Raw genomic sequence first — 26680 nt, 5'->3', positions numbered from 1 at the left:
CAGCATTGTATGCTGTTTGCGGACGGCAAGTCCACAAGGGATAGACGCACAAGCGTCGCAAGGGAGTGTAGCTCCCTTGACGGAACAAAGTGACGAAACATTCTCGGTCTGGAAGTTTTTTCTGCTGACGGAGAATGAAGCTCCGCAGGACGCACGATACTCCCGATAGGAGAGTATAGAAGTGCGCCCTTAGAGTTCTAAGGGTATTTTTAGATAATTGGGAATGTTTCTTTGTCAAACTGCGTAACATTGAACACGATACGCCACTCGACATCATCACCAACCGGTTCAAAGTGCAGAGCAGAACAAGCAGCATGAAGTTTTTCTTGTGAATTTGTTCCATATATAACTGCTGTCGGACCATCTGCACCACCAATAACACCAACAACAAAACAGGAACTACTGCCAACTGGACGGAACGAATGATCGTCTGGTGTAACTTCTATCGGTCTATCGCCTTCATCACAATCAAAAACCGAAATGTTCTCCATCGGTTCAGGGGTAAGTGTATAACTCATGGCAATATAATGTGTCGGATAAATCCAGCGATCAGAACCAAAACTATTTTGAGGAACTGTCTGCTGTTCTATTTCCTGCACGGTCAGTGTATGGGTTATTCCGCTAACAGGATGGGAAAACATAAATGAATCTCCGGGTGCGTGAACTTTGAAATGTGAGCCTGGAACTTGTCCTGGTTGCTGCTCCATTGTAAGAAAAAGTTTATTGATTTCAGGGTGATGCTTGGTTCCCCAAGGAAATACGTCTCTGCATATGACCCAGCCATAAGTACTATCCAGCCCATAATGGTCGATTGCCCATTTTGCTTCCAACTCATTGATAACGCCATCTGGCAGACAAGGATTAAAGCTCACAGCGCAGCCATGGGTTGTCTGTAATATTTTCTCGTTTAACTTCAAGCAAGGTTTGAAGTTAAAACAAAGTGGGTTTTCCCATTCCATCTGCATCTGTTGCTCACGGGTAAAATTTTCACATGAGTCATTTTCCCAGTCCAGATTCCATTTTTTCATGAAGTCACGGATGCTTTCTGAATCAACTCGCATACAAAAATCAACGACAAGTCCTTTGCTACATGAATAAGCTGCCGGAATTACCCAATGATATCCAGCCCAATCGAATTGTTTATCCAGCTTGATCTCTTTTCCGGCACGGTCTTTACCTCGATGTCCCCAGAAATCTCCATCAAAGTAGACCTTCCATTCAGGGGCAACCAATTCTGCTTCTGAAGTCATATCATTATCGTAATAATCTTCTGTGTATTTAATCTGACTGTAATCAAAGGAAGATTGCAGGTTTTTGATATATGTCCACGGTTGTTCCATAGGCAACAAATTCATCTTCTCTGAAATTTCCGATAAAGTTTGCTGTTGTTCCTGGGTTGTAGGGTTTTCATTGAGAAAGGCTTCAAACTGTGCTTCGTTCCACATCCACGCTTGTTCCACTGCCGCCACATCACCACAAGCCAGTATAAGCCGCAGAAAGTCGGTAAAATTTTCAGCTACTGGATGAACATAATCAGGAGAAGTATTCATGGGGCTGACAGAGAAAACCATCTCTCCAAATCCACGAATGAAACAGAAGTGGATACCATCTATCCCTGCCCATCCAAAAACCGATGCCCCTTTTGGGGTACAAAAATAATTTGTATTATCCTCACGGAGTTCAACTCCCACAGGACTTAAATCGACACCCCGCTGTAAAAATTTTTTCAAAATTCTATTCATTAAGCATCCCCCCATAAAATTAGTGCTATCACGCTCTTGATTGTAGTAAATTTTATCACAAGAGTGTGAATAAATCTACTGGCGAATGCTGAAACCGCCCGAACAGTTTCTTTCTGCTCAGGCGGCTTTCTTCATCCATTTTTCTTTCTTCTGCTGCACTTGTTCATGGGCTTCCTGCTGAACATCAGCCCAGCGGAAAAGCCATACTTGAAGTGACTTTCACTTTCTTCACATTGGGCGATTGCTGTCTGCGCCCGGAGTTCCTGCACCAGCTCATAGTCCTCTTTGCTGAGCCGCTGGGACAACTGCTCCATGAGCTTTTCACAGGCTATGACTGCCTTTCGGTATTCCGGTGATGTAGGTACAACTGTCTCGCAGGGATAAAACTCCCCATTATACATGGCTTCCAAAATCATAGCTTTACCTCTCTCAACAGTAGATTAGTTCCGTCTTGATGATTTCCTCTGCCCGGCAGCGGATGGATTTCATTGACTGCACCCATAACATCTGATTTTCCGCTTTCATGGCTTCGGTCACGCCCTCGGCTTTCATCATCTGCCGGATAATCAAGTCCAGCCTGTCTGCCGCCTGCTCGTTCAGATCGGCAACGACGGTGTGGAGGCTGCCGGACAAAATTAGCTCGTTGTAAAGCATGGGACGGTGCAATTTCAGATAGGACTGGTGCAAGCGTCCCCAATGCCCAATAGGTCGGCGTTCCTCCGGCAGCTTCAAGTCCGGCACATAGTAGTCGCCCACCAACACATAGTCCATACCGTTCTCATGGATTCTCGGTTTCAACTCTTTCATAAAATCACGCTCCCTTTCTCGGTCCCAGCTGCGGCAAACTGCTCACCGGGATAAATACCCCTCTGGCAATATCCTCGGTGCGGATTGCCTGTTTTCTGGCTTCAATCTCCGCTTTTTTCTTGGCTTTCGTGCGCTCCTCATACTCTTTCTGTTTACCATTGGCTTTCCGCTTCAAGTAGTTCTGGTGGAGCCTGTCCTTGCGTTCCTCACGCTTGCGGATTTCCTCTAATTCCTCCGGGGTAAGCTCCACTTCGCCAAACGCAGGGGGAACGAAACGACCCACGAAATTGAAGTAAATCTCGACCTCCTGTGTGGTCTGAATACTGCCCTTGCGGTCACGCTCATGCACAAGGATTTTCTCAATAAACTCATTGAGCATGGCAATGGTCAGCTTGTCGAAGTTCTCATACTTGTCAATCAGAGCGATAAAACGGTCAGCGTCCTTTTCGTGCTTCTCGTAGCTCTTGATAGCCTTTTCCAGATCGGAGATTTCAACGGTAAGCTCGGACTGTTCCTTTTCGTATTGAGCGTCCAGAGTGGCGTATCTGCTGTCGGACAGCTTTCCTAAAATGTTGTCCTCATAGATTTTGCAGAGCAGGACTTCCAGCTCGGAAACTCTCTGCTTTGCGGTGGCAAGGCGTGTCCGCTGTTTCTTGACCTCTGCCGTCTGCTGGCTGGACTGCGCTTCCTGCACCACACGGACAAACTCGGCTCGGTCATGCTTCGCATACTCGGCAATGGCTTTCAGCATTTCAGAGACAAGGGACAGTACCACATCTTCATTGATACGGTGCTGTGTCGTGCAGAGCTTTCCAACTGGGACTTTGCTGTATTGGGAACAGGTATATTGAGAAATACGCTTGCCGTTGTTGGTGCGGTGGACATACATCTTGCCACCGCAATCGGCGCAATAGAGCAAGCCCGTGAGGGGAGCCGCTTCGCCCCAGCCGTCTGGGTAGCGTCTGACATTCCCACGGATTTTCTGCACAAGGTCAAAGGTCTGCTGGTCAATGATAGGCTCATGGGTATTCTCGAAAATTGTCCATTCGTCCTCCGGGACATAATGGCTTTTCTTGTCCTTGAAGTGCTTTCGGGTCTTGAAGTTGATGGTGTGTCCCAGATATTCACGCTTTTCAAGAATGTTGCAGATGGTGGAAGAACCCCAGCCGTACACATCTTTGAAGGTCTTATTTTTGTTCACGCCCTCGCCGTGCCGGGCAAGGTAAGCGGACGGAATGAGGACTTTTTCTTCTTTCAGCCTGCTGGCGATCTGATACGGACCGTAGCCGTCAATCGTCATGGCAAAGATGCGCTTGACCACTTCGGCGGCTTCGGGGTCAACCAACCATTGGTCTCTGGCTTCGTTCCAGAGATAGCCGTAAATGACTGTGCCTGTGAGGTGCTTGCCGGACTTGCCTTTGGACTGGAAAGTGGAACGGATTTTACGGCTGGTATCTCTGGCGTAGTATTCGTTCATAATGTTGCGGAAAGGGGTAAAATCATCGTCCCCTCTGGCACTGTCCACGCCGTCATTGATGGCGATAAGGCGAACGCCACGCTGACGCAGGATTTCCATAATCTGACCGACTTTCAGATAGTCACGACCCATGCGGCTCATGTCCTTGATGCACAAATACTCCACATTCCCGGCTTCCACTTCTTTCATCATTGCTAAAAATCCGGGACGGTCAAAGCAAGTACCACTAATGCCATCGTCCGTGAAATGGACAATGTTTGTAAAGCCCTGCCGTGCGGCGAACTCCTCCAACATTGCCTTTTGATTGGATATGGAATTGCTCTCACGCTGTTGGTCATCATCTTTGCCAAAGTCATCACGGCTCAGTCGTTCGTACAGAGCTGTGATTTTCTCATTTTTTCTCATAACTTGCGCTCCTTTCTTCGGTTTTAGGTTGTGTGTTCTAAGAGACTTCCCAACCGCTTGATTAAGAAGTCTTTTAGAGCATACAACACCGCTGGCGAGCTTGTATTTCTTATACTGCCTCACGGCGAAGTGCTGGGGGCTGCGGCGTTCCAGCCCGTCAAACATATAGTCCACCGCGTTTTTGAAGGTTCGTCATCCTCCCGGACTTCCATGCTGTTTATCATTTCCACCAGCGTATTCATGTTGCGTTCTTCCTCCGGCCCCTCAAAGACGATGTAGGACACAAGGGCGCAGTACAAGAGGGTTTCTGCTTTTGTCCAGAACTCGTCGCCCTCCTTGCCGTCGCCTTTGGTGTTGGCAATCAGGGCGGTAACAAATTTCAAAACATCGCTTTCTGTCTTGATATAGGCCAGCGGATTGTAGTGCATGGATTTTGAAAAGTCGATACTGTTGAACACCCGCACCCTGTATTTCTCCCGTTGCAGAAACCGCCCGCACTGGTCGAGGGTGCCGCCCTTCGGGTCTACCACCACATACGAGGAATGGGCTTGAAGGAGCTGCGGGGTCAACCAGAACCTTGTCTTTCCCGAGCCGGACGATCCGATGACACAGGCGTTTAGGTTCCGGGCATTGGCGGGTATCTTCGGACGGGTGTTCATGGTAAGGAACTCCGTCCCGGTCAGAATGACATTGTTCTGAAATTTAGGGTCAACAAATGGCTTTATATCTTCCTTTGTTCCAAAGCGGGCGGTGCCGTACTCCGCATCCCGCCGGAATTTTTTCGCCTGCCTGATCTTTGACTGTATCAGCAGATACATCCCAGCCGCACCGGCAAGGCCCACCAGCAGGTCAATACCTCCCAGCCCCGGCCAGTAGGTTTCAAAGGCTTTGGGGAAGGTATCAAGCATCCCCATGAGCTTTGTCCCGAAGTCTGTGCCGGGGGCGATCCGGTAGGCCGTCCCGATTTTGGAGAAAAACCAGAACACAAAGAGGTACGGCAGGTTTGGGAGCACATATTTTCTGATCTTGTCACTCAACGTCCGTCCTTCACCGCCTCTCTGGTCCGCTGCTTTTCCTTTGCCTGCGTCCTGATTTGCTCCGTGAATTTCCGAAGCTGACCGAGGATGGAAGCCTTGTCCTGCTCTTTGTTCAGCACCTTTGCGCTGTACTTCTGGAAGGCCGCCGTGATAGCGTCCGCCTGATTGGCTTTGAAAAACAGCAGGTAATGACCGGGGCTCACTTTATGGAAAGCGTAGTCCACATGGAACTCCTTCGCGATCCGGTCAAAATCCTTTGGAGCTCCCACATAGGGCATGGCACTTTTGCCGCCATAGTGGTTCATCAGCTTTTTCACGCTCTGGCGTCCCTGCGGGGTCAGCGCCTTCTGGTGGTGCTTTTGCAGCGCCCGAACCACCTTGCCAAGAGCGGCAGCCAGCACTTTTCCTGTGAGCTTCGTTGTCCTGATCGAAAGGGCAACCGTTTTTTGGTTTACTTCTTCCTGCATAAAACCTCCTTTCCGTCGGGGTTCTCGCTATCCGGGAGGTCCCCGTACAATCTCGGGGAACAGAAAACCTCGGGCCAATGTGGCCCGAGGCTTACCGCTCGGCATCTCTGCCGGACGGAGCTTTCTTTTCCGGCTCCGTCTGGACTTTTTCGTCCTGTTCCCGCATGGTCTGCAAGATAGAGGGCTTCTTTTGAAGTTGGGAGGCTTTTCGCCGGACAGCGGCTTGATACATTCCAGACGGTCAGCCGACCGGATGGCGTTGTCCGTGAGCTGCCTCTGCCATGCGCCCACGCTGGGAGCCCAACGAAAGCCGCTGCTTTTCAGCTCGGCCCGGGTGTCCGCGTCAGGCTTTCCGTCAAAGAACACCTGCAAGCGGTTGTCCTCCCGGTTCATTTCCACACGACCCCCATCGAACTCCCAGCCGGAAAATTCCTGCTGTGCCTGTTTGGAAAGCTGTTCGATACGGGCCTTTACCCGGCGGATCTCCGCATTGTTGTTGGTTAGCTGGTAACTTTCAAAGGGCCTCGGGTCGCTTCGCCAACTTGACGCCATGCTTGCTTTCAGCTTTTCAATCTGGTCCGGCGACAGCAGCGCACAGCCGTCCAGCTTGCCATGCTTGCGGTAATAGGCGTTGACCTCCTTCATAATGAGCTGGGAGCGTTCCAGCCCGTCCAGCTTCTTCTGGAGCTTTTCAATCGCTGCCGGGTCATCGGCGCTGATCCCGCCCATGCCGGTGCTGCGTATCTTATCCAGCAGCCCTTGAATATGTCGCCATTCCTCCATGTTGCTGTCCCGCGCCCGGTTCTGTTTTTCCTTCTTTCCCACCGGGAAATTGGAAGGCCCGGCGATCAGCACAGAGGGAACCCTCGCGTCAATGGCAAAGCCTTGGTTCATGTTTTCGGCCAGCTTGCGGGCGTAGGTGTCTAACAGATGGTCGATCTTCTCATGGTACATGGGGTCCACCCGGGATTTCTGCTTTTCCGCTATGGCGGCGGCCTTGTCCACCATTGCCCGGTATTCCGCCGTTGCGCTCCCTTCCTTGTAGTCGGAAAAGCTGTTCATTTCTTTTGCCCGGCGGGCGGCTCCTTCATTGATAGGGTAATAGTTGATGGTATGCACCTCCTTTATGCTTCGGGCCATGCTGGCCCGAAGTCTTACCGTTCTTCATGAGAAGGCCCCGCCTTGTCCTTTTTCGGAGCGGGTGGGGCTTCTTGAAACCGTTTGAGTGTAGCGAGAATGGAGTGGACAGGCTCGGCCTTTTCAGGATAGGCAAATATCCGGTGTTCCGGCGGAATGTCCTGCGGCCCGTGGTAATACTCCTTGAAGCCCTCCGGGACTGCCGACACATACCCACCGGGAGCGAATACGCCGCCCTCGTTGATACGCACATCCCGCCCGTATGCCTCATAATCGAAGTAGTTCTGAATGTGCTCCGGTATGTCGATAGTCCCAAGCTCGTCGGCGTAAAGACGGCCCAGCCCTTCATCATCGGAAATATCCGGGTAAAAGCGGTAAAGGTCAAGGTTCTGCGTCAGGTTTATCAAATCCTTCACGCTCCTTGTGTGGTTTCCCAAGACAAGAGCGGCTTCAAAGGTTTCCAGTCCGCCCTTATCCCGTACTTCCAGCAGGGCGTGGCCCAGCTCGTTCAGCTCGTAGATGTTCTCACATTCGTAGAGATGATCGTAGAGCCCCAGCACATCGCTGTCAAAGCTGGTAAAGAACACTTCGCTGTACCGTTTCCCGTCTATCCCGATTTTGGCAAGGGCGGCCTGCAACTCCTGTGTCGTCATGGGGAAATGTACCGTTGTCCCTACCTCGATCCCCATTAAGGGGTACAGGGCTGTATTGGTTATATAGGCTTCAAACATGGGCTCATTCCTCCTTTCCGGCCCGGTCAGCCAGCACCTCATAAATCCCGGCCATAATGTAATCGGCGCAAGGGAGGGCAATCGCATTTCCCAGCGCCTTGTAGCGTTGCAGAGGCCGGATCTCCATGCCGTCCGCCCCGTACTTTGTCCAGCCCTCCGGCAGCCCCATCAGCCGTTCGCTTTCCGTTTCCGTCAGAAAACGGATACAGCCGCCCTTCGGGTCGCCCTCATACCAGAAGGCAAAGGGCGTTACATCACTGGCTAAAAGAGTGGGAAAAGGGTCAGTTGGTAATCCGAAGCTGTTTCGGAAGGCCGTTTCTTCCTGCCTTTTTGCCGCTCCCCGCATACGGAAGCACTGAAAGGGGTGGGTGACTGGTATCTGCCGCCCTGTTTCAAAAGAAGCTGTTCGATCTCCTTCGGCGGCGGTCCGCCCGCCCTCTCCGCAAGGCGGAGGAAGTGGGAGCATTGGACGGGGCTTAAATAGTATGTCTGCGGCACGTCTGCCTCCAAAATCCGCCACGACGAAAATCCGCTGCCTTCGTGCCAGCCTTCGGGAGCCTGCCCAATACTGGGCGTCCATGAGCCGCCAGCACACATCAGGTGTTCCCCCTCGCACCATTCCGGCGTTTCCCCATCTTCCCGAAGGAGGCATTGGAACTTCGGTGTCCGAGAAGGCGGATAGGACGGCTCTAAAGTCCATCCGGTCATTTGTAGAAAACGCTCCCATGACGTTTTCCCAAACAGCGATAGCTGGATATAGGTTATCAGTAGCATCCCTCATTTCCTGTATGATACGAAACGCCTGATAGAACAGGCTTGATTTTGCCCCGGCAAGACCGGAGCGGTTGCCGATCAGAGAAAGGTTCTGACAGGGAGAGCCGAGGTTATCACATGGACCGGCGGGATTTTCCCGCCGTCCACCTTCGTAATATCTCCCAAATGCGCCATATCGGGAAAGTGCCTTTTGGTTATGGAGATGGGCGCTTTTTCAATCTCGCTGGCCCATACCGGACGGATACCGCACCGTGAAGCAGCCAGAGGGAACACGCCAATCCCGTCAAAAAGGCTCCCCAGCTTAATGTCCGGCATGGCCCGGGGTGCCGTGTCCCTTCACGGCAAGCACCCCTTCCAGCGTTGTCGCCGCAATGCCCAGCCGTCCGGCAACCGCAATATCATTTTTTACATCCTCGTCCACAGCGCTGCCGCAGACGATCAGGGTGTGGGAGCGCCGCAGCATATCCCGGCGCATATCAATCCCGGCCTTGTGTTCCTCGGGAACGCTGTCATTCAAAAACAGCGGCAGATACAAGAGCGGGCAGATTGGGGAAAAGCCCGCCTCATAAGCAAGACGGCAGTAGTGGGCCGCCAGCTCCATATCAACATCCGGCTCGCCGCTCCATGCGGCGGTCAGGTATGCTAAAGGTCGTTTCATTGGTTGAGCCTCCATTTCTGTTTTGGTTTAGGGAAAAGCAAGAGTTCGCCCAACCCCTCCGCCCCTTCCCCCGGGAAGGGGAACGGCTCTGGAGAATTTATATCCCCGTCGCTTGACCGGGAAAAAGCATAACCGGGAGAAATCCGTCAAGGGTGCCTCTGGCACCGCCTGCGGCGGCGCTGCCCTTGACTGATTTTCCCGGCTATGCTACGGAATAACTGGCGACGGGGAATCATTTATATCTCCAGAGCTTCGGGGCGCGGGGCAGAGCGCAATCCTCGGGCCATGCTGACCCGAAGTTTGGGCTTACTTTTCCTGTTCGGTTTTCTTCTCCGGCTTTTCATGTTCCTTCTGCTGACCCTTCCAGTCGTCCAGCAGCTTGATGATCTGGTCCTTCATTTCCCTCGGCGTAGTTTCCTTGCCGAAATACTTGCTCAGTTCCGCACCTGTCAAAATCACTTTGTCTACCTCCTTTTTGTCCTCCATCATAATGCCGTCAATCACATCCCCGTTGAGCAGCTTCTTTTCGTCCAGCTCACGCATACGCTTTGCCTGCGCCTGTGAAGGCGAGGACTGCTGGCTGTCAATGGCGACGGCGATATAGTTCTGGTTCTTCTTGCCGATATAGGAAAGCTCCACCGCCGTAGTAAAGCCCAGCTTTTTTTCATCCATCAGCTTCATCAGGTCGGGAACCAGCTCATTGAGCCGGATATACCGCTGCACCTGCTTGACCGCCATCTTATTGCGCTCGGCTACAATTTCGTTGGAGCGTTTTCCTGCGTCCTTCGGGTCAATCTGGCCCGAAGTGCGGGAGCCTGGTGCTTGATGGCCTCAAGCTGCATTTTCAAGGCTTTGGCCCGCTCACTGGGGAGGATTTCTTCACGCTGGTTGAGATTGTCCTCGACCATCTGCGTGATGGCTTCATCGTCCGTCAGATTGCGAACAATACAGGGCATATCCGCATATCCGGCAAGCTCGCTGGCCTTCTGGCGGCGGTGGCCGGACACGATCTCATAGCCGCCATCCTCACGGGGACGGACGATAGCGGGCTGGGTCACGCCCTTGTCCTTGACGCTGGACACCATAGCCCGCATTTCTTCATCGTCCCGAACCTCAAAGGGATGGTTCTTGAAGGCGTGGAGTTCATTCAGCTTGATATAGACGATCTGCTCCTTGCCCCGGCGTGGTGCATCCTGCGGCTTTTCGGATTCCTTCGGAGCGGGAGCGGCTTGTACCGTTGGAGCCGTTTTTTTCTCCGGTTCCTTTTTGACCGCCTTTTCCGGTTTCTGTGCAGGAGCTTTGGGCTTCGGGGCTGCGGCCTTGTCCTTATCTGCTTTCGGGGGACGGCCCCGGCGCTTCGGCTGTTCCGGCTCTTTGGGTTTTTCCTCCGCTTTCTTCGGAGCCTCCGACTGCTTTTCCGGTTTCTCCGCTTTTGCCGGGTCAGGCTTTTCCCCGCCGGGAGCTACCGCCCGTTCCTCGGCTTTCTTTTCCTTCATAATTTCAGCGAAGTTATAGACGGAAACCTGCGGGTTCTTTACCTCCGGTTCCGTCTTTTTTTCCGGCTCCGGGGAAACGGAAACCTTCTCCGGCTCTTTTGGGGGAGTAGGCGGTGTTTCTTTGCCCGGTCCGGTATCCGTTACCGGCTGTTCCGGCGTTTTTGTGGTTTTATCATCTGCCATAAGCATTTACCTCCTGTTTTTTGGCATGAAAAAAGGGGCTCAACTTTTCAGTCAAGCCCCCGTGGGAAGTTCCTCCTTTCTCCGCCATGATACAAAAATACCGCCCGTAGTCTCGTTTGGGCGGTACTTTGTGTAAGATTGGCAGTCCATTATTAAGTTTTTTATTATGTTCCCTTTGTACACCGTTGCAATGCTCAGCAAAAGTATATTTTTAAATATTTGAGCACAACTTACAGAAAAAAAGTAGAAGACGGAAGATGGGCTATTAGAGGAGTGCGTGATGATGGAAGTAAGATAGTTGTCGAGACATCTGGAAAGATTAATAGAGTCACTACTGTATGGGAAGATAAGACATATGATGCAGGAGCATATGGGACAAGTTTGCTAAAAGATACTATTGGCGATGAACGATTTTCTTTTCCTAAGTCATTGTATTCTGTTAATGATTCTTTAAAATATTTTGTTCAAGAAAAGAAAAATGCTTTGATTGTAGATTTCTTTGCTGGTTCAGGAACAACTCTTCATGCAGTGAATTTGCTCAATGCAGAAGATGGCGGTCATCGTCGTTGTATTTGTGTTACAAATAATGAGGTTTCAGAAGCAGAGGAAAAGAAATTTGTTGCAGATGGTCTTCGTCCTTCTGACCCTGATTGGGAAAAATATGGAATTGCCAATTATGTTACATGGCCTCGAACTGTGTGCAGTATTGAAGGTCATGATGTAAATGGCAAACCGTTAGAAGGTGACTACGGTAAGCCGTCAAAGGATATTGATTTAGGTTATTCATTGCCTAAAGCTGATGGATTCAAAGCGAATGCCGTGTTCTGCGAGTTGACATACGAGTCAGCATGGCCTATTCGTTTGGATAATGCATTCAATGCTATTGCACCGATTTTATGGATGCAGGCAGGCTGTCAGGGTCCGATTATTCGTAAGATTGGTAAGAGTTATTTGACAACAGATTATTATGGTGTGCTTTTTGATTATGGACAGGCATCTAAATTCTGTGAAAAGGTAAAGAATACACCGACTATTAAGACTGTGTTTGTAGTAACTGATGACCAGAGACGTTACTCTAATATGTGCAAACGTCTTCCGGGAATTGAAGTACATAGATTGTACGAAACTTTCCTCAGAACATTTGAAATTTGTGGCGAAGGAGGACTGGACTAATGAAGTATGGTTTAATTGATTTTCAGAAAGATGCAGTAACTGAGCTTTTAAAAAAGATAGAATCTATGCGTCGTAGTTACGACGCAGATGGTTCTTTATCTGCCGTATCGTTGACTGCACCAACTGGTGCAGGTAAGACTGTTATCTCAGCTGCTGTTGCAGAAGGCTTGTTTTATGGTAATGATACATATGCTGGCGATGATAGAGCAGCAATTTTGTGGTTGTCAGATAGTCCTAGCTTGAATGAACAGACAATGAAAAGATTTGATGCAGCAACAGATTTATTGAATGGGGCTGTGTCGATGGAAGCAATCAGTGCAGATTTTGCAAAAAATCATGCAAAACTGTCACCGGGGCATATTTATTTTTTGAATAGGCAGTTACTTGGCAAGGGAAAGAAGCTGACAAATGAAGCTGAAGGTGGACGTTCGTTCTATGATGTACTGAATGCGACTATTGAAGATGATGACATTCATTTGTTCCTGTTTATTGATGAAGCTCACAGAGGTCTTGGTACAGGAAATGATAAAGGTACAAGTGATAATGCCAATAAAACTATTTATAGAATTATTATTGATGGACAGGATGGAATCAATAAGCCAATGCCTTGCGTAGTAGGAATCTCTGCTACACCTGAACGATTTAATAATGCAATGGCTGGTCGTAAGAACAGGGATATGAAGGCATCTGTTGATGTACCTGTATCTGCCGTAAAAGATTCGGGTCTTATTAAAGATATGATTGAGCTTCGTACACCTAAGAAAGCAGCTGATACAAAGCATCAGGATTTAACGCAGGCATGTGTGAAACTGGCTTCTGCATCAAAATTATGGAAGGATTATTGTGAAGAAAATAAAATCCCTACTGTAATTCCACTGATGGTAGTACAAGTTGAAGATAAAGTGAGTGTTGATACATTAACTTCTCTCTGTTCTCAGATTCATAAAACATTACCTTGGCTGGATATTTCAGATTGCTTTGCAAATGTATTTGGTGAACATGATGACATTGTTACTCCGGCTGGAAAGATTCCGTATGTAAAACCAGAGGAAGTTGCTGAACGCACAGAAATTAGAGTGCTTTTTGCAAAGGATGCAGTATCTACTGGTTGGGATTGTCCTCGTGCAGAGGTTATTTATTCCAGAAGAAAACGAACTGACCCAACATACATTGCTCAGTTGATTGGTCGTATGGTTCGTACACCATTAGCAAGACGTGTTACAAATGTAGAAGAATTGAACACAGTAGCATGTTATCTTCCAGAATATGATGCTGTGACTGTTGAGAGTGTTGTTGAACACTTGAAAGAAGACAATGTAGCGGTTGATGCAAATAAGATTATTAAAAATCCGGCAGATGTAGGATTTTTTGGAGAAACCAAGAAGAAAATTGAAAAGAAATTAGCTCAAAAGCAGAGTGAAAATGAAGTGAAGCAACCTGATGATGTCAAGCATGAAAATGTAACTGCTGCTAGTGCAGATAGAGTAGGCGAATCAGGCGGTTATACATATGGAGAATCGACAGAAGATTCATTGTCAGGAACAGAATTTGCTGTTAATACAGACGATGAATTTGCGGTTAACATTGATGATATTGTTGAAACTGAGGAAGAATTGACGGAAGCTCTTGAAAGAATTCCGAAGGTTGACAGTGATGCAATTAAAGCAAGTTTTGAAGAAATTATCACCAGACAGGTGCGTCATGATAAAACAAACCATTTCTTAGACTTATGGGACTGTATTGACGTAGTTATGTCTGATATTGATGTGGAGTCTGATTTGGATTCAAAAATTCAGGAAGAATTTTATAACAATATCGAAGGTGAAATTCATAAACATCCGGCAGAATTTAAGCGTTCGTTGAGTGAAATTAAAAGTACAACCGTGAGCGTAAAAAGGGTTGACCCACTTACAGGAGAAGCGTTTGAGGATAGGGAAGAACTGGTTGAGAATGATGCAGATAGATTGGTAACATATTATAAACATACAGTAAGTGTGTTTTCTGGTGCATCTGATTTGATTAAATATTGTATCAACAAGCGTAAAAATGAAGAATTTGATTCTGATGCAAATGCGATTAGTCGTATTGCTGCTGTTGGATATTGTATGGAAATTATTCAGGCAATGGAAGAGTGGGCAGAGAAAAAGACAGATGAATTGTTGAGTATTTATGCTCCGCAGAGATATGCTGTATCAGAAGAAAATAAAGCAAAATGGGATAGAATTGAGGGTAATACAAAACCGTATATTGAACGTAATTTAAATGTTCAGGCAAGTATTACACGTCAGAACAAAGATTATAAGGCATATCCAAAACATATTATTAGTGACGATGAAGGTTGGGCATATTTGAAGCTGAATGACCTTGAAGAAAAAGTGGTACAAACAGAATTATCACGTACATTAAATGTAGCATGGTATAGGAATCAGTCAAGAAATCTTAATGCATCTCTTGCAATTCCTTACAAGTTAAATGATGTATGGGAAAATATGTATCCTGATTTTATTTTCTTTCAGAAGACTGGCGATGGAAAAATTATTCGTTCGATTGTAGACCCTCATGGTGATTGGTTAGGAGATAGCGTTGCAAAGCTGAAAGGCTATGTAATGTATTTGAAAGACCATCCTGATATGTTTGGTTCTGTACTCGCTGTTGCAGATGAAAAAGGCGGTGTTTATCGTTATCTTGATTTGATGACAAAACAGGTGCAGGATGAGATTGAAAACTTTACTGGAAGCTCTGCAAAGGAATTATTTATGGGTGCACTGGGCAGAAATTATACGGTTGTATCTGATAAATAAATCTGTTATATTTACATTGAACAATTAAATAAAAAAGTTCACGAGAGAATGTCCGATATGAAAAAATATCTACGCAGTACGGTGTAGAAAACCGAATTGTTTACGGACGCACAGCTTCTGGCAGAAGCGTATTCTGAAATAAAAATACGTGAGAGACGTAGCGGTGAACAGATGATGGAACTTATTGTTTCTTGATTCTGTTCACCGTTTTTTATTACAAATTTTTTGATAGAAAGTAGAGGTTACAGTATATGAGTAATTTAAAAAATGTTCGTGCAGAACTTGAAAAAATGAAGAAGGAAATGGCTGCGAAAGAAGCCGAACTCAAGCGTGAAGAAGTACGCCCGGTCATTGAACTCATCAACAACGAGTTGTTGAACAGCGAAGATGTACAGGAAAAAATGTCAGCGTACAGCAAGGACGAAGCACGTGTGATTGCGAAGCACATTGTGAAGAACATTGATGCCATCATCAGTGAATCACAGGGTGAAATCAATGAGCTGAGAGCAAAGAAAAAGGAACGTGCTGAAAAGAGAAAAGCTGCGAAGCTTGATAGAGAACTGGAAAAGATGGCTGCGGAAGATGACTATGAAGATGGCGGCATGTACGGAGTGAACCAGTTCGAGGAAGAAGACCCATACGAAACAGGACAGCTGCAGTAATGCATGTGAACAGCTGTGAAAGCTGTCTGCTGTTTTGTTCGTTCTGGGGCTGAAAATAAGAGTGAGCAGGATGCGAACGAAGCATGAAGGGGTCAAGGGGAAACGAAGTTTCCCTTGCAAGTAAGTGAGCGTAAGCGAACGGTAGGGTTTTTCGGCTCCGCCGACAAACCCTATACTTGCCATAGTTAACAACTATGGTTAGAAAACCATGGACACAGACCATAGGGGACAAACCCTATGTGGATGTGAACATGGGCGAAAATACAGTGATGGGGACAAACCCTATATAGTAAAATAGCAGGTATTTGAGCAAGTAGGTGAACATTGGTGCAGAAAAGCCGGATTCGGCTTTGCAAACCGATGTGAACGAAGAAAGGAGATGACTGTGAATGTCAAATGCAAATGATATGAATGGTGCAGTTGATTTTTGGGCGGAGTTCAAGAAAAAGAAAGAGGAAGAAGCACGACAAAGAGAACAGGCAGCTCGTGAATTAGAAATGCCATTTGATGTACAGCAGGATGAAATTGATAATTTACCGGAGCCTGAACCAGACGATGACTTTATGGAATCCGAAGTGGTACAGGAACCGACAGGAGATGATGAAAAAGAAATCATCTCGGATGGCAGTACAGAAGAAAGCGAAGATGACATCGACGAAGAGGAGCTAATCAGGCTTGTAAAGATTTCAGCACGAATCAATGAGAAAGTTGATGAAGTGATGAAGGACATGGCAAAGGAATTTGATGTACCATTCTCTCAGGTAGTGAGACTTGCGATTGATGGACATCTTGAAAAATATCTGGGAACCGTGAGATACATCGACGGTGACCAGGGCGAGTACATGAAGCGTGCAACAGCACTGATTGCAAACGAGCTGCAGGGTATCAAGACAGCATTGAACAGGCTGAGAGTGAATGTGAACCAGATTGCAAAATGGAATAACATTGACAGGCGTATCAGTCTGCTGGAGAAGTAGCTGCAGACTGCGAATCCATCAGAACAGAGATACATCAATATGCGACTGCAGGAGATGCACAGAGCACAGGCGGCGTGTAACTGGAGCTATTTCACATTGTTCAGTGTTGAGAAATACATGGAACAGTTAGACAGTGCATCGGAAAGGATTGGCAAGGAATTATGGCGTACACAAGAGTAACAAGGACTGTGAACGGTGCTGGTGCTCTTGCGTATGCATACGGAAAAGGCAAGGGGCACAATGACAATCAGCATCGTAATGATATGATTGCAAACGTGAACATCCTGCCGGGCGTACCGACGGAAATCCAGATGCAGAAGTATTGGAACCGAGCGAGAGCGAATTATAAGACATAGGTGATTCGTGTTGTGCAGTCATTCAGTATCAATGAACTGAATCCAGACGAACCAGCAGACATTCTGACTGCGAACATGATTGGTCAGGAGTTTGCACAGAGATATTATCCAGACCGACAGGCTGTCGTGTTTACACAGACCGATGGCAAATCTCATCTGGTACACAATCATATTATTATCAGTGATACGGACATGACATCGAGCAGGGGCTGTGATAAACAGCAGTATTATCAGCCGACACTTGCACAGTGGACAAACGAGATTGCAGGTCAGTATTTCGAGCTGGACTCTGGCAACGCAAAGACGATGGACAAGACGACACAGACCGAACGTGCGAAGCGTGCACTTGGTGAATATGTATGGAAAGATGATTTGAAATCACGTATCACAGAAGCTATGAACGAGAGCGAAAGCGAAGAGGACTGGATTAGGAATCTGCCAGCACATGGCGTGAACATTGAAGTACACGACAGCAGGAAGCGTGGAAAATATTACACGTATGAACTGATGGATACAGATGGATTCGGTGATAAGAAGATTCCTCAGAATCTGAAATCACGTTCTTACAAGCTTGGAACATTGTACGATGCAGAGCATGTACAGGAATATTTTTCTGAGAAGGAACTGGAACACAGGCATCATGGAAATCGCAGTGAAGACGATGAACATACGACGGTACAGGAAGATAAAACGAATGTGACTTTACCGGTACATGAAGATGTGACACCAGGACAGCGTGCAGCGATGCTGCCGGATGCAGATGAAGAAGACGAAGATGAATATGATAGTAAATCGGATGTAAAAAGACCTGGAGGTGTTCGGAAGCATTCGGAAGATGTCGGAAGTGTTCGGAAGAGACCGGGAAGCGGACGTGTGGAGATTGCTGTTCCTGATGATATTGAACATGTGACACATTTTAAACCTGATAGGGATGTGATACCGCCACGCGGGTCATATAATGATGTAGATGAACGTGATAATATTGATGATGTTGTTCTGGACAAGTCTGAAGATAAGAGCAGTGATATTCTGGCAATGCGATTACAGCAGAAAGCAGAACGAGACAGAAAACGCAATAAAGCAAAGTCTGGTGTAGTAGAGATTCGTAAGGATATGAAATCTGTGAAGGGATTGTCAACAGAATCTGTCATGGAGCGTATCAGAGGCGTTCAGAATGAAAAAGAGGATAGAAGTTTGTAGGAAAGGATAAGTGTGAAATACTATGACTGATGAAGAAAGAGCTGCATTGAAGAAGCGGATACAGGAAAGAGCAGTACAAAAAGATGAACTTGTTGAGAATAATACAGTGCCTGTTGTTAAGCAGGAACCTGATGAACATAAATTAAATGTTATGGGGTTGTTAGGTTTTGCATGTGCTGCGTGTGGTGTTGTTACGGGATTTGTATTTTCGTTGATTGGTGGCATCGTTATTAACATTGTAGCATTGATTTTGAGCATCGTGGGATATTATCAGGAGAAGAATGATAAACATGTAAAGTATGATGGAATGATGTTAGTTTATTTGGCGATTATCATTTCATCAGTAAGTATTTGGTGTGGTAGTATGTATGCAGTACATGTACACTATGAACAGCGTAAGGCTGCTGTTGAGTATCAAAATCAAGTAGACCAGTATTATGATGATTTGAAAAATTTACCACGAGATGAATTCATGAAAAAATACTGGGATTTTGATTATGATGAATATATAAAGAATAAGCATAAATAAAAATGTTGGCATCTGATTTTTCAGGTGCCTTTTTTTGTGTAAAAATAGGGCTTACCTTAAATTTATTTGTGAGAAATATTGACTTTTTTGGTGTCATATGTAAAATTAAAGTTATAAACGATAATTATTTTACAAAGAGTAATATAAATACTCTTTATTTTTACATAAAAGGGATGATTTTATGAGAATTGCATATGTTTGTGTGAGTTCTGCTGACCAGAACGAGGCGAGACAGATTGAAGCTCTGAAAAGATACGATATAGAGAAATGGTTTACAGAAAAAGTGTCCGGGAAAGATATGAACAGACCTGAGTTGCAGAATATGCTGGAGTTTGCACGTGAAGGCGATACAGTGTATGTAGAGGATTTCAGCCGTCTGGCACGCAGTACAAAGGATTTGCTTGAGCTTGCGGAACAGTTCAAAGCGAAGAAGATTGAGCTTGTGTCCATGAAAGAGAATCTTGATACAGCTACACCTACAGGGAAGCTGATGCTGACCATGATTGCTGCAATCAACGAATTCGAGCGTGCGAATATCCTGGAACGACAGAGAGAAGGTATTGAGCTTGCGAAGCAGCGTGGTGTGTACAAGGGACGCAGAGCAATTGAGGTTGAAGATTTTGGTAAGTATTACGAAAAGTATTTGAGAAGAGTCTATACGAAAAGGGAGCTTGCCGAAGAGCTTGGTATCTCAAGACCGACGCTGGATAGATTGATTGCTGAATATTTAGATAAATACGGTGATACAAAATAAAGTGAAGTCACTCCTGTAAAGGGAGTGATTTTTATATATTCCGCAATCATGTAGATAAATGTTGAAAGAAATGTATCATTGATATATAGTAGAAGCACGATATTGAAAAAGATTTTGAGAAAGTGGGTAGGGAAATGGCAAAGAAACAAAGATGTTATATCTACACACGTGTTTCAACGGAATTACAGATTGACGGATATAGCCTTGAAGCTCAGAAAGAGCGATTACGAAGCGAAGCAAAGCATAGAAAGATGCAAGTCTGCGGTGAGTATAGTGATGAAGGTAAGAGCGGTAAGAACATTGCCGGAAGACCTGAGTTCAAGAAGATGTTGAGTGACATTAAATCTGGCAAGGATGATGTTGATTATGTGCTTGTCTTCAAGCTATCGAGATTTGGTCGTAATGCTGCTGACACACTTAATTCATTACAGTTCATGGAAGACTATGGAGTGAATCTGTTGTGTGTCGAAGACGGTATTGACAGTGCAGGTGCAGCTGGTAAGTTGATTATTTCTGTGCTTGCATCTGTAGCAGAAATCGAGAGAAGTAATATCAGCGAGCAGACAATGGCTGGAAGACAGCAGAAAGCTCGTGATGGTTTATGGAACGGTGGTTTTGCACCATACGGCTATAAACTTGTGGCAGTTGAAGGTCAGAAATCAAAGATGCTTGTAATAAATGAAGACGAAGCTAAATTGATAAAGCTGATTTATGAAAAGTATCTGTCTGGTATGGGTGTCAATGCTGTTGCAAAATGGCTCAATGATAACGGATATAGAAAGACTGTTCGTCAGAATGGAACAGTGCCATTGATTTCAGACCATTTTGTGAAAGGAGTGCTGGATAATCCCGTATATGCTGGAAAAATTGCGTATGGACGTAGAAGAAATGAAAAAGTGGCTGGTACACGTAATGAGTTTCATGTAGTTAAGCAGGATAAGGACAGCTACAAGCTGTATCCGGGTAAACATGAACCTATCATAGACGAAGAAACATGGTACAAAGTACAGGTTAAGCGAATGAAGAATGCTTTCAAGCGTGAGAAGACACACAGCTTACTGCATGAACATATTCTGTCAGGAATTATCAAATGTCCGGTCTGCAGTGCTCCGATGTATGGCGTTGTAAATCGTAAGAAAAAGAAAGGCTCTGACGAATTCTATACAGATATGTGGTACTATATCTGTAAAAATCGAAAGATGGTGTCTGGTCATCCTTGTGATTATAAAAAGCATATTCGACAGGATGAAATCAATGCAGAGGTCATACAGATGATAAAATATGTCTTTGGCGGTGAAAACAGCATGAAAGACAATGTATTAAACAAAGTTGGTACAGATGATTCATTGCAAGAATTGGAAGCAGAGAAGACACGATTAGCTGATGAGCGTGCAAAGCTGAATACAAAGAAAGCAAAGCAGTTGCGCAGAATCAATGAGCTGGATATTGATGATGATTTGTATGACGATTTGATGAAATCTTATAGAGCATATCTTGGCGAAATCAATGACCAGCTTGCAACAATCGAAAATCTCCTGTATCAGAACGAGTTGGCAATAGAGAATGCTCAGGGAGAGAATCTTTCGACGGAAGTCTATAAGAGACTGATAGATGCAACAATCGAAAATATTGACAATGTATCAGATGCAGACAAGAAGATACTTATGAATGCATTGCTTGAGAAAGTAGAAATTTTCAAGGAGAAGCAGGCGGATGGTCGTTGGGTGAAATCAGTACAGTTCAAAATACCATTGAACATTGACGGAAAGCTCGTAGATATAATGTTTTTCGATGATGATGAAGATACAGAAAATTCCCTACCCAATGAGAAACGCGTTTAGACAGTCTGCCTTCTGTCGAAAAAAGCCAAATAAATCAAAGGATTTCGCCATTTTGGGAATAAAATAGATGTGTGTTTCTGTTTCCGTAGAGTGATGATATAACTGGAGGTTTACCCCAGGGGATAGGCTTTGGAGAACGGGAAGTATACATTTTGGCGAAAGGATACATTTGGGCAAAAGTGATTTTGTTAAAGGAGCGTATGATGAAGGAAGTTAAACAGTTCGCAACCCAATTTCGAAGAGCGATTGATTTGGCTTTGGAAGCAGGGGAGTTTGATAATGACAGCATATATCGCAGATTTCCACGTGCTTGCTGCGGAGATACGAGTGATTTGTTAGCTCAGTATTTATTGGATAAAGGTATCAAAACAGATTATGTCTGTGGAACATATTGGGGTAAACCGGATGGAAACGGACAATCTCATGCGTGGCTGATGGTAGACAAACATATTATTATAGATATCACAGGTGACCAATTTAGTGGAAAGTCTACTTTTCTTAATTATGACAAATCAGTTTATGTAGGTGAGGGAGATGATTTCCATAGGCTCTTTGAGGTTGAAGATAGAGATGTTCATGAGCATCGTGGGTTGAGTGCTTTGGGTGGGTTTTGTGAACCGAGGCTGTGGGATTTATATAGAAAAATCTTAAAATACATTTAGTCAACCACTTTTTATGGGGATAAAACCATTACCCCACTTTGAACACCTATTGCATACTTTCGCTATGCAGTATAAAATCAAAGTTCAGGGGAATATTGAAACCGTTCGTCTGCTTTCAAAGAAACCTTGATTTTCTGCGGTTTGTAGGATATTAAGGGGAGAAAATGAATGTGTTTTTTCAGACTCTGCTGAATAATAGGCTTTTGCTAAAAGGTATCACTTTTGCGAAAATGTATGATACCTTCCGGCAGAAGCCTTTTTATATAAAGATAACTTGACTTCTAAATCTTACTGATGTAATATTTACACAAGTGCAGCAGGAGTTCGAACGATATTTTTTTGTTGTGAAATCTTACATATGTAATAAAAAAGGGAGGAGGAATGTATAGTACGATATATTCATAAAAGAGGAATTTTTTCACTCCAAAATCTTACAAATGTAATATTTTGGAGATATAGTGTACATTGAAAATAGAATATGACCATATCAGCAAAGCAAAATGAATGGAGGTCAATATGAAGAAATGATTCTAATGGAACTGGATATGCAGCCCATCGGGATGACATTCTTTTAGCAGGAAAAACAGGTACGGCAGAAATCAAGGCATCGAAGGATGATGCTTCGGGTACGGAATTAGGATGGTTTGCAATTTTTACAGCAGAAGATACGGTAGAACGTCCTATATTGATTATCAGCATGGTAGAAGATGTAAAAGGAAGAGGAGGAAGTGGATATGTTGTTAAGAAAGACCGCCTGGTTCTGGAAGAGTGGTTTAGTAGTAATTAGTTTTTTACTGATGCATAGTGTTTCGGGGTGCAGCGATGCACCCCCGGAAGAAGATACAGTTTCGGAAACAGTAATTGATATTTAGGCTATTCCAGAAGAACCTCAGGAGAATGCAGAAGAAATTATAAACATCTGTATAGATCTTTATAAGAAGGCAGCAGAAGAAAACCAGATAGCTGATTTGGAAACGATTCGCAGTATTGTAAATTGCCTTGGAGAAAATGGATATCCGGCTGTTGACAGCAGAAATCAAGTTAACATGACTGAGGCAGAGCAGGTACTGGAATTTTGCGAAAAGGTGGATGCACAGGAAGAAGCAGAAATAACGATTCTTGAAGTCAGTTATTTTGGCGGATTTGTAAAATACGATTTGCACTCAAAAGACGGAAGGGTGGATGTGGTCAGAAGCTATTACAAGTATGAAAAGAAAGGATGATATTATGGCATTAAAAAGAAAAAGCATTCTACTGATCATGGTATTTCTGATTGGGTGTTTCGTGTGTGCCTGTGGAAAAGAAGATAGCGTTGTGGGTGAATCTCTTGTGGAAGATACGGAAGAAGTATCTTCCACGGAGGAAACAAAAAGTGCCGAGGAAGAGGCTGCAGAACAATGGGAAAAGGGCTACGACCTTCCAGTAGATGAACAGGAAAGGGAAGAAGCTGAGACTGACTGTAAAAAGCTGATGGAACATTATCTTGATATTTATGAAACTGCAGATAAAGGGATAGCATCCAATGTTGTTTTGGATGATCAAACGGTTCTTGAAATGCAGAAGAAGGTAAAGGACGCAGGATATCCAATTGCTACGATGGTAACGTATTCTAACATGGGGAATTATGAAAGTGTCGATAGTTTTCTTAAAGAATGTATGGAAGGGCAAAGCGGTTCTGTAGTAATTTATGAAATCCACAACGATGGTGGACTGGGCAGAATGAAATTCATTTTTGATGGAACGGATATGTATGTTGTAAGTACAAGAGGAATCTGGAATGCTGACAACGAGCCGGGAATTTCGTACATTTCATATACGAGACTCAAGGAATGGAAATACACGGAAAAAGGATGGTTCTGTTATGAGTTGTGTGTTCCGGAGCCACCGGAAGTCAGTGAAATTGTGGATGGAAGCTGCCTGATTAGAATAAAACCTATGACAGAGGAACAGCGTGAAATGTCTGAACATTGTGTTCGAGGTCTTGGATATCAGGGAAATAACCTTTTGTGTTCAAACTGGAATATAGAAAATCTGAATGAGTTGGATTATAACGGGATGTTTGAATATCTGTATGGAATGAAATATGGAGAAAAATTTAATTCCGAAGATTATCCAAATGGTATCCCAAAAGAAGAATTCGAAAGTCTGATTATGGAATATCTTCCGATAACAGCAGAGCAGATACGGGATTACGCAGTATTTGATGAGGAAAACCAGACCTATTATTGGGTGCGACTTGGATGCTTTAATTATGCGCCTACTTTCTTTGGGACATCTCTGCCAGAGGTTGTCGACATCAAAGAAAATGAGGATGGGACGGTTACGTTAACGGTGGAGGCAGTTTGCGACATGGTCATTTGCGATGATGCAGTCATTACCCATGAACTTACGGTAAGATTTGCAGAGGATGGCAGTTTTCAGTATTTGGGGAATGAAATCCTAAATGACGGAATTATGCAGATACCCGATTACCAATACCGGATTAAAGAATGATTTGATGATAATGGTGTTCTATGATAATCTTACACGTGTAAGAAAAGAAAGGAGGACACATGAAAAAATTAAAATTAGTTGGAATATTGGTAGCAGTTGTATTGATAGGCGGAGTAATATCCATTTCATTCATAAATAATAACATTGCCTATAAAGTGGAAAAGGAATTATGTGAAACACCACTGCCAGAGAAAACGGAACTGATAGAGTCAATATCACGGACAGGGAAGCTGACAGGTAACGGAAACGGGATGCAATATTTTGGTGCGATTCTAATTCAGAGCGAGTTGTCCTTGAAAGAACTGGATGATTACTATTCGGATCACAGAAGCAATGAATGGGAGTATCTTGTGGAAATTCAGGAAGGACAGTCTATTGATGTGATTGACAACGAAACTCTGAATTTTGGGAAAGAAATAAATGACGCCGGATATTACATTGTATATTCATGGGAAAGCGAAAATTCTCTATTGAAAGAACTGGATATACGAGGACATTAAAAAGGGGGCTATATCAATGAAAAAATTTATGCTATGTATTATGGGCTCGCTCATTGCACTGTTTGTAGTATTTTGGTGTTGCATTTCGTATACGGTAAATTACAAGAAGATAACTTGCGATACATCCGTTTCACCAGATAAAAAATATGAAGTGATACTTCAAGCTGTTGGAGAACCGGAATGGCCTTTTGGTTCAGCAAGTGGACGGTTAGTCCTTAAAGAAGGCGAAGATAAGATATCGCAAACAGATTTTGAATTGCACAATGACGGTGCAAGCATCAGTAGCAGCTGTTGGAAGGTTACCTGGCATGAGGATTATGTAGAAATAATTCTATCAGGTGAAGAGCAATTTGATGAACAAGTCATTTTATATTTCGATGGTACGAAAGAAATACAGCAATTGACAGATGTAGCAGATATTGAAGTAGAATATCCATCAGGAGAGAGATTAGATGAAAGCCGGGTTATAACTGAACAATCCTTTGATGTAGAATTGAATGATTGGGGTGAAGTACAGTTTGTATCTTATCTGCCGACTTATGAAACGCTCTGGGAAGATGTTTCATTTGTGCTGGCAAAAGACAATCAAATTATATATTATTTTCCGGAGTGTTATGAAAATAATAGTACAGAGAATGATAGTGTAGGAATGTTTGATAGTGTTGAAGCGGTTGGATTTCAGGATATAGATGGAGATGGTGCAAAGGATGTGATTGTCATCATAAACTATGTTACAGGAGCAGGACCGCAGGGAATGATGCCACGAAAGACCATTAGAATATTCAGTTCACAGGATAATGGTTTTGTCATTCAACATGATTTAATGGATGAATTAATGGAAAATATGAAAGAGGATGATATTTCTATTCCTGCGATCTGTGATTATGTGACATTAATGGAAACAAATGAAATATATGATGGATATCGTACTATATATCAACAATACTTCGCAGACGAAGGATGTGATTTTATGATATCATACGGTGCGAATGGAAATTCTAGAGTTATCTTAAATGAGAATGAGGAAATAATAGAATATCTTGTATATGACAGACTTTCGGAGAATGAAAAATGCGAATTATATGTTTTATACAGAAGTAAGAAAAACACAGATGGTTCATGGTATATCTCAGAGGCGGAGATCCTTGATATATTTGCATATAGTATGTCTACAAAAGATGTGGTCAGTAGTGGTAAAACATCATGGTCAGCGACTGGAAGTGAAGAGCATGAAATAAATTAAGATAAGCTTTTGATTTTAATTCGATTATCTACATGTGGAGTGAGGTGTTTTTATGAGAAAGTTTGTTAGAACGTATTCTCCATTTTTAGTGTATTTTGTATGTGTGGCTTTGGCTTATTTTCTTTGCTTTTATTTATTTCCCAAATATAATGCTGCCTTAGCCTATTTGGGCTTTTTAATTATATATACATATATTGATATTGGGGTTTTTATTTTAGGTTTTTTTATGGGAAAAATCATTGTCAAACGCAGCATTGACATTAGCTTTTTGCTGTGTCTAATATATGCATTAATTTCTTTCGGGTTGATGCTCTTGATAGGTTCTCTGAAATACGTTTTTTATGATTATATGTATAGTAACTTTACGTTTACATTTTCAATCTTCATTGAATCATTAGGTGATAGAGATAGTTTGTTTGTTTCAATTGGGACATTTATATCTTTTTTTATTGGAGAAATTATAGAATACATCAATGATAAATCTAATTCTTGACGTATAGAACTGGATAATTGAAACGCTTTTATGCATAAAGTGAAAATAAAAAAATCGGGCAAAGGATTATACGACTATGACC

The 26680-nt window shown here is 44.3% G+C and carries 24 protein-coding genes and 5 pseudogenes; 17 read left to right on the top strand and 12 right to left on the bottom strand.

The annotated features are described in order from the left end of the window. Window positions 1-209 precede the first annotated feature (209 nt). The 12 genes and pseudogenes from DWX91_RS04815 to DWX91_RS04770 form a co-directional block, all read right to left on the bottom strand. The gene (locus DWX91_RS04815) at window positions 210-1742 is read right to left on the bottom strand and encodes a hypothetical protein (protein ID WP_015573038.1); all 1533 of its coding nucleotides are present in this window, start codon (window positions 1740-1742) and stop codon (window positions 210-212) included. 131 nt (window positions 1743-1873) lie between these two features. Beyond that, window positions 1874-2158 carry a DUF6809 family protein gene (locus DWX91_RS04810; RefSeq protein WP_021630766.1) on the bottom strand — a complete coding sequence of 95 codons (285 nt, stop codon included), beginning with the start codon at window positions 2156-2158 and terminating at the stop codon, window positions 1874-1876. A 13-nt stretch (window positions 2159-2171) separates the two neighbouring features. After that, window positions 2172-2549, bottom strand: coding sequence for a TnpV protein (locus DWX91_RS04805; RefSeq protein ID WP_118538419.1), 378 nt, complete (start codon window positions 2547-2549; stop codon window positions 2172-2174). A gap of 4 nt (window positions 2550-2553) precedes the next feature. Beyond that, the gene (locus tag DWX91_RS17865) at window positions 2554-4431 is read right to left on the bottom strand and encodes a DUF4368 domain-containing protein (protein ID WP_412693829.1); all 1878 of its coding nucleotides are present in this window, start codon (window positions 4429-4431) and stop codon (window positions 2554-2556) included. A gap of 87 nt (window positions 4432-4518) precedes the next feature. Next, window positions 4519-5468: pseudogene (locus DWX91_RS17860) on the bottom strand (type IV secretory system conjugative DNA transfer family protein); the annotation flags it as partial. Then, window positions 5465-5935, bottom strand: coding sequence for a PcfB family protein (locus tag DWX91_RS04795; RefSeq protein WP_025543433.1), 471 nt, complete (start codon window positions 5933-5935; stop codon window positions 5465-5467). The pseudogene DWX91_RS17860 and the gene DWX91_RS04795, both read right to left, overlap by 4 nt. Before the next feature lie 91 nt (window positions 5936-6026). Beyond that, a pseudogene (locus tag DWX91_RS04790) lies at window positions 6027-7075 on the bottom strand (hypothetical protein). Between the two features lie 14 nt (window positions 7076-7089). Next, entirely contained in the window at window positions 7090-7803 is a 714-nt protein-coding gene (locus tag DWX91_RS04785) for an antirestriction protein ArdA (protein ID WP_118538417.1), read from the bottom strand. Window positions 7804-7807: 4 nt separating this feature from the next. Beyond that, window positions 7808-8422 (bottom strand): hypothetical protein, encoded by a 615-nt coding sequence (locus tag DWX91_RS17855; RefSeq protein WP_412693830.1) that lies wholly within the window; start codon window positions 8420-8422, stop codon window positions 7808-7810. 57 nt (window positions 8423-8479) lie between these two features. Then, window positions 8480-8892, bottom strand: a pseudogene (locus DWX91_RS17850) (DNA cytosine methyltransferase); the annotation flags it as partial. After that, entirely contained in the window at window positions 8879-9235 is a 357-nt protein-coding gene (locus DWX91_RS04775; RefSeq protein WP_003500157.1) for a hypothetical protein, read from the bottom strand. The pseudogene DWX91_RS17850 and the gene DWX91_RS04775, both read right to left, overlap by 14 nt. Window positions 9236-9541: 306 nt before the next feature. Then, window positions 9542-10920 (bottom strand): annotated as a pseudogene (locus DWX91_RS04770) (ParB/RepB/Spo0J family partition protein). Window positions 10921-11133: 213 nt separating this feature from the next. On the opposite strand from DWX91_RS04770, the gene DWX91_RS04760 reads away from it, so the two are divergent. From DWX91_RS04760 to DWX91_RS04685, 17 genes and pseudogenes are all read left to right on the top strand, one after another. After that, the gene (locus DWX91_RS04760) at window positions 11134-12087 is read left to right on the top strand and encodes a DNA methyltransferase (RefSeq protein WP_412693827.1); all 954 of its coding nucleotides are present in this window, start codon (window positions 11134-11136) and stop codon (window positions 12085-12087) included. Continuing rightward, window positions 12087-14888, top strand: a complete 2802-nt coding sequence (locus tag DWX91_RS04755) for a DEAD/DEAH box helicase (RefSeq protein ID WP_118538413.1) — start codon at window positions 12087-12089, stop codon at window positions 14886-14888. The genes DWX91_RS04760 and DWX91_RS04755 overlap by 1 nt, the downstream gene beginning before the upstream one ends. Before the next feature lie 251 nt (window positions 14889-15139). Beyond that, window positions 15140-15550, top strand: a complete 411-nt coding sequence (locus DWX91_RS04750; RefSeq protein WP_118538411.1) for a hypothetical protein — start codon at window positions 15140-15142, stop codon at window positions 15548-15550. Between the two features lie 389 nt (window positions 15551-15939). Further along, window positions 15940-16527, top strand: a complete 588-nt coding sequence (locus DWX91_RS04745) for a hypothetical protein (RefSeq protein ID WP_118538409.1) — start codon at window positions 15940-15942, stop codon at window positions 16525-16527. 161 nt (window positions 16528-16688) lie between these two features. Further along, window positions 16689-16883 (top strand): hypothetical protein, encoded by a 195-nt coding sequence (locus DWX91_RS16395; RefSeq protein WP_147354385.1) that lies wholly within the window; start codon window positions 16689-16691, stop codon window positions 16881-16883. 12 nt (window positions 16884-16895) lie between these two features. Continuing rightward, window positions 16896-18083 (top strand): relaxase/mobilization nuclease domain-containing protein, encoded by a 1188-nt coding sequence (locus tag DWX91_RS04740; RefSeq protein ID WP_182435053.1) that lies wholly within the window; start codon window positions 16896-16898, stop codon window positions 18081-18083. Between the two features lie 22 nt (window positions 18084-18105). Next, entirely contained in the window at window positions 18106-18612 is a 507-nt protein-coding gene (locus DWX91_RS04735) for a hypothetical protein (protein ID WP_118538405.1), read from the top strand. Window positions 18613-18793: 181 nt separating this feature from the next. Continuing rightward, window positions 18794-19366: a recombinase family protein gene (locus DWX91_RS04725; RefSeq protein ID WP_118538401.1), complete on the top strand. Its 573-nt coding sequence runs from the start codon at window positions 18794-18796 to the stop codon at window positions 19364-19366. 134 nt (window positions 19367-19500) lie between these two features. After that, the gene (locus tag DWX91_RS04720) at window positions 19501-21207 is read left to right on the top strand and encodes a recombinase family protein (RefSeq protein ID WP_118538399.1); all 1707 of its coding nucleotides are present in this window, start codon (window positions 19501-19503) and stop codon (window positions 21205-21207) included. A gap of 152 nt (window positions 21208-21359) precedes the next feature. Further along, the gene (locus DWX91_RS04715) at window positions 21360-21869 is read left to right on the top strand and encodes a hypothetical protein (protein ID WP_118538397.1); all 510 of its coding nucleotides are present in this window, start codon (window positions 21360-21362) and stop codon (window positions 21867-21869) included. 523 nt (window positions 21870-22392) lie between these two features. Then, window positions 22393-22656: pseudogene (locus DWX91_RS04710) on the top strand (penicillin-binding transpeptidase domain-containing protein); the annotation flags it as partial. Beyond that, complete coding sequence (locus DWX91_RS17170) at window positions 22604-22741, top strand: hypothetical protein (RefSeq protein WP_243098967.1); 138 nt, start codon at window positions 22604-22606, stop codon at window positions 22739-22741. The pseudogene DWX91_RS04710 and the gene DWX91_RS17170, both read left to right, overlap by 53 nt. A 3-nt stretch (window positions 22742-22744) precedes the next feature. Beyond that, window positions 22745-23092 carry a DUF6070 family protein gene (locus DWX91_RS17165; RefSeq protein ID WP_412693828.1) on the top strand — a complete coding sequence of 116 codons (348 nt, stop codon included), beginning with the start codon at window positions 22745-22747 and terminating at the stop codon, window positions 23090-23092. Further along, window positions 23076-24362 carry a DUF6070 family protein gene (locus DWX91_RS04700; RefSeq protein ID WP_412693826.1) on the top strand — a complete coding sequence of 429 codons (1287 nt, stop codon included), beginning with the start codon at window positions 23076-23078 and terminating at the stop codon, window positions 24360-24362. The genes DWX91_RS17165 and DWX91_RS04700 overlap by 17 nt, the downstream gene beginning before the upstream one ends. Window positions 24363-24421: 59 nt before the next feature. Continuing rightward, a complete protein-coding gene (locus DWX91_RS04695; RefSeq protein WP_118538395.1) occupies window positions 24422-24862 on the top strand; it encodes a hypothetical protein in 441 nt (146 codons plus the stop codon). Window positions 24863-24878: 16 nt separating this feature from the next. Continuing rightward, window positions 24879-26105 carry a hypothetical protein gene (locus DWX91_RS04690; protein ID WP_118297735.1) on the top strand — a complete coding sequence of 409 codons (1227 nt, stop codon included), beginning with the start codon at window positions 24879-24881 and terminating at the stop codon, window positions 26103-26105. 52 nt (window positions 26106-26157) lie between these two features. Then, window positions 26158-26598: a hypothetical protein gene (locus tag DWX91_RS04685; RefSeq protein WP_107001154.1), complete on the top strand. Its 441-nt coding sequence runs from the start codon at window positions 26158-26160 to the stop codon at window positions 26596-26598. Window positions 26599-26680: the final 82 nt, after the last annotated feature.

This window comes from Clostridium sp. AF22-10 (assembly GCF_003478725.1).
In the GTDB taxonomy this organism is placed as follows: Bacteria; Bacillota; Clostridia; order Lachnospirales; family Lachnospiraceae; genus Otoolea; species Otoolea fessa.
This window is presented reverse-complemented; position numbering and strand designations above follow the sequence as displayed.

Excerpts from the sequence above, each read along its gene's own strand:
- DWX91_RS04815 (WP_015573038.1), bottom strand. The coding sequence starts at position 1,742 with ATGAATAGAATTTTGAAAAAATTTTTACAGCGGGGTGTCGATTTAAGT.
- DWX91_RS04810 (WP_021630766.1), bottom strand. The coding sequence starts at position 2,158 with ATGATTTTGGAAGCCATGTATAATGGGGAGTTTTATCCCTGCGAGACA.
- DWX91_RS04805 (WP_118538419.1), bottom strand. The coding sequence starts at position 2,549 with ATGAAAGAGTTGAAACCGAGAATCCATGAGAACGGTATGGACTATGTG.
- DWX91_RS17865 (WP_412693829.1), bottom strand. The coding sequence starts at position 4,431 with ATGAGAAAAAATGAGAAAATCACAGCTCTGTACGAACGACTGAGCCGT.
- DWX91_RS04795 (WP_025543433.1), bottom strand. The coding sequence starts at position 5,935 with ATGCAGGAAGAAGTAAACCAAAAAACGGTTGCCCTTTCGATCAGGACA.
- DWX91_RS04785 (WP_118538417.1), bottom strand. The coding sequence starts at position 7,803 with ATGTTTGAAGCCTATATAACCAATACAGCCCTGTACCCCTTAATGGGG.
- DWX91_RS17855 (WP_412693830.1), bottom strand. The coding sequence starts at position 8,422 with ATGGTGCGAGGGGGAACACCTGATGTGTGCTGGCGGCTCATGGACGCC.
- DWX91_RS04775 (WP_003500157.1), bottom strand. The coding sequence starts at position 9,235 with ATGAAACGACCTTTAGCATACCTGACCGCCGCATGGAGCGGCGAGCCG.
- DWX91_RS04755 (WP_118538413.1), top strand. The coding sequence starts at position 12,087 with ATGAAGTATGGTTTAATTGATTTTCAGAAAGATGCAGTAACTGAGCTT.
- DWX91_RS04750 (WP_118538411.1), top strand. The coding sequence starts at position 15,140 with ATGAGTAATTTAAAAAATGTTCGTGCAGAACTTGAAAAAATGAAGAAG.
- DWX91_RS04745 (WP_118538409.1), top strand. The coding sequence starts at position 15,940 with ATGTCAAATGCAAATGATATGAATGGTGCAGTTGATTTTTGGGCGGAG.
- DWX91_RS16395 (WP_147354385.1), top strand. The coding sequence starts at position 16,689 with ATGGCGTACACAAGAGTAACAAGGACTGTGAACGGTGCTGGTGCTCTT.
- DWX91_RS04735 (WP_118538405.1), top strand. The coding sequence starts at position 18,106 with ATGACTGATGAAGAAAGAGCTGCATTGAAGAAGCGGATACAGGAAAGA.
- DWX91_RS04725 (WP_118538401.1), top strand. The coding sequence starts at position 18,794 with ATGAGAATTGCATATGTTTGTGTGAGTTCTGCTGACCAGAACGAGGCG.
- DWX91_RS04720 (WP_118538399.1), top strand. The coding sequence starts at position 19,501 with ATGGCAAAGAAACAAAGATGTTATATCTACACACGTGTTTCAACGGAA.
- DWX91_RS17170 (WP_243098967.1), top strand. The coding sequence starts at position 22,604 with ATGTTGTTAAGAAAGACCGCCTGGTTCTGGAAGAGTGGTTTAGTAGTA.
- DWX91_RS04700 (WP_412693826.1), top strand. The coding sequence starts at position 23,076 with ATGAAAAGAAAGGATGATATTATGGCATTAAAAAGAAAAAGCATTCTA.
- DWX91_RS04695 (WP_118538395.1), top strand. The coding sequence starts at position 24,422 with ATGAAAAAATTAAAATTAGTTGGAATATTGGTAGCAGTTGTATTGATA.
- DWX91_RS04690 (WP_118297735.1), top strand. The coding sequence starts at position 24,879 with ATGAAAAAATTTATGCTATGTATTATGGGCTCGCTCATTGCACTGTTT.
- DWX91_RS04685 (WP_107001154.1), top strand. The coding sequence starts at position 26,158 with ATGAGAAAGTTTGTTAGAACGTATTCTCCATTTTTAGTGTATTTTGTA.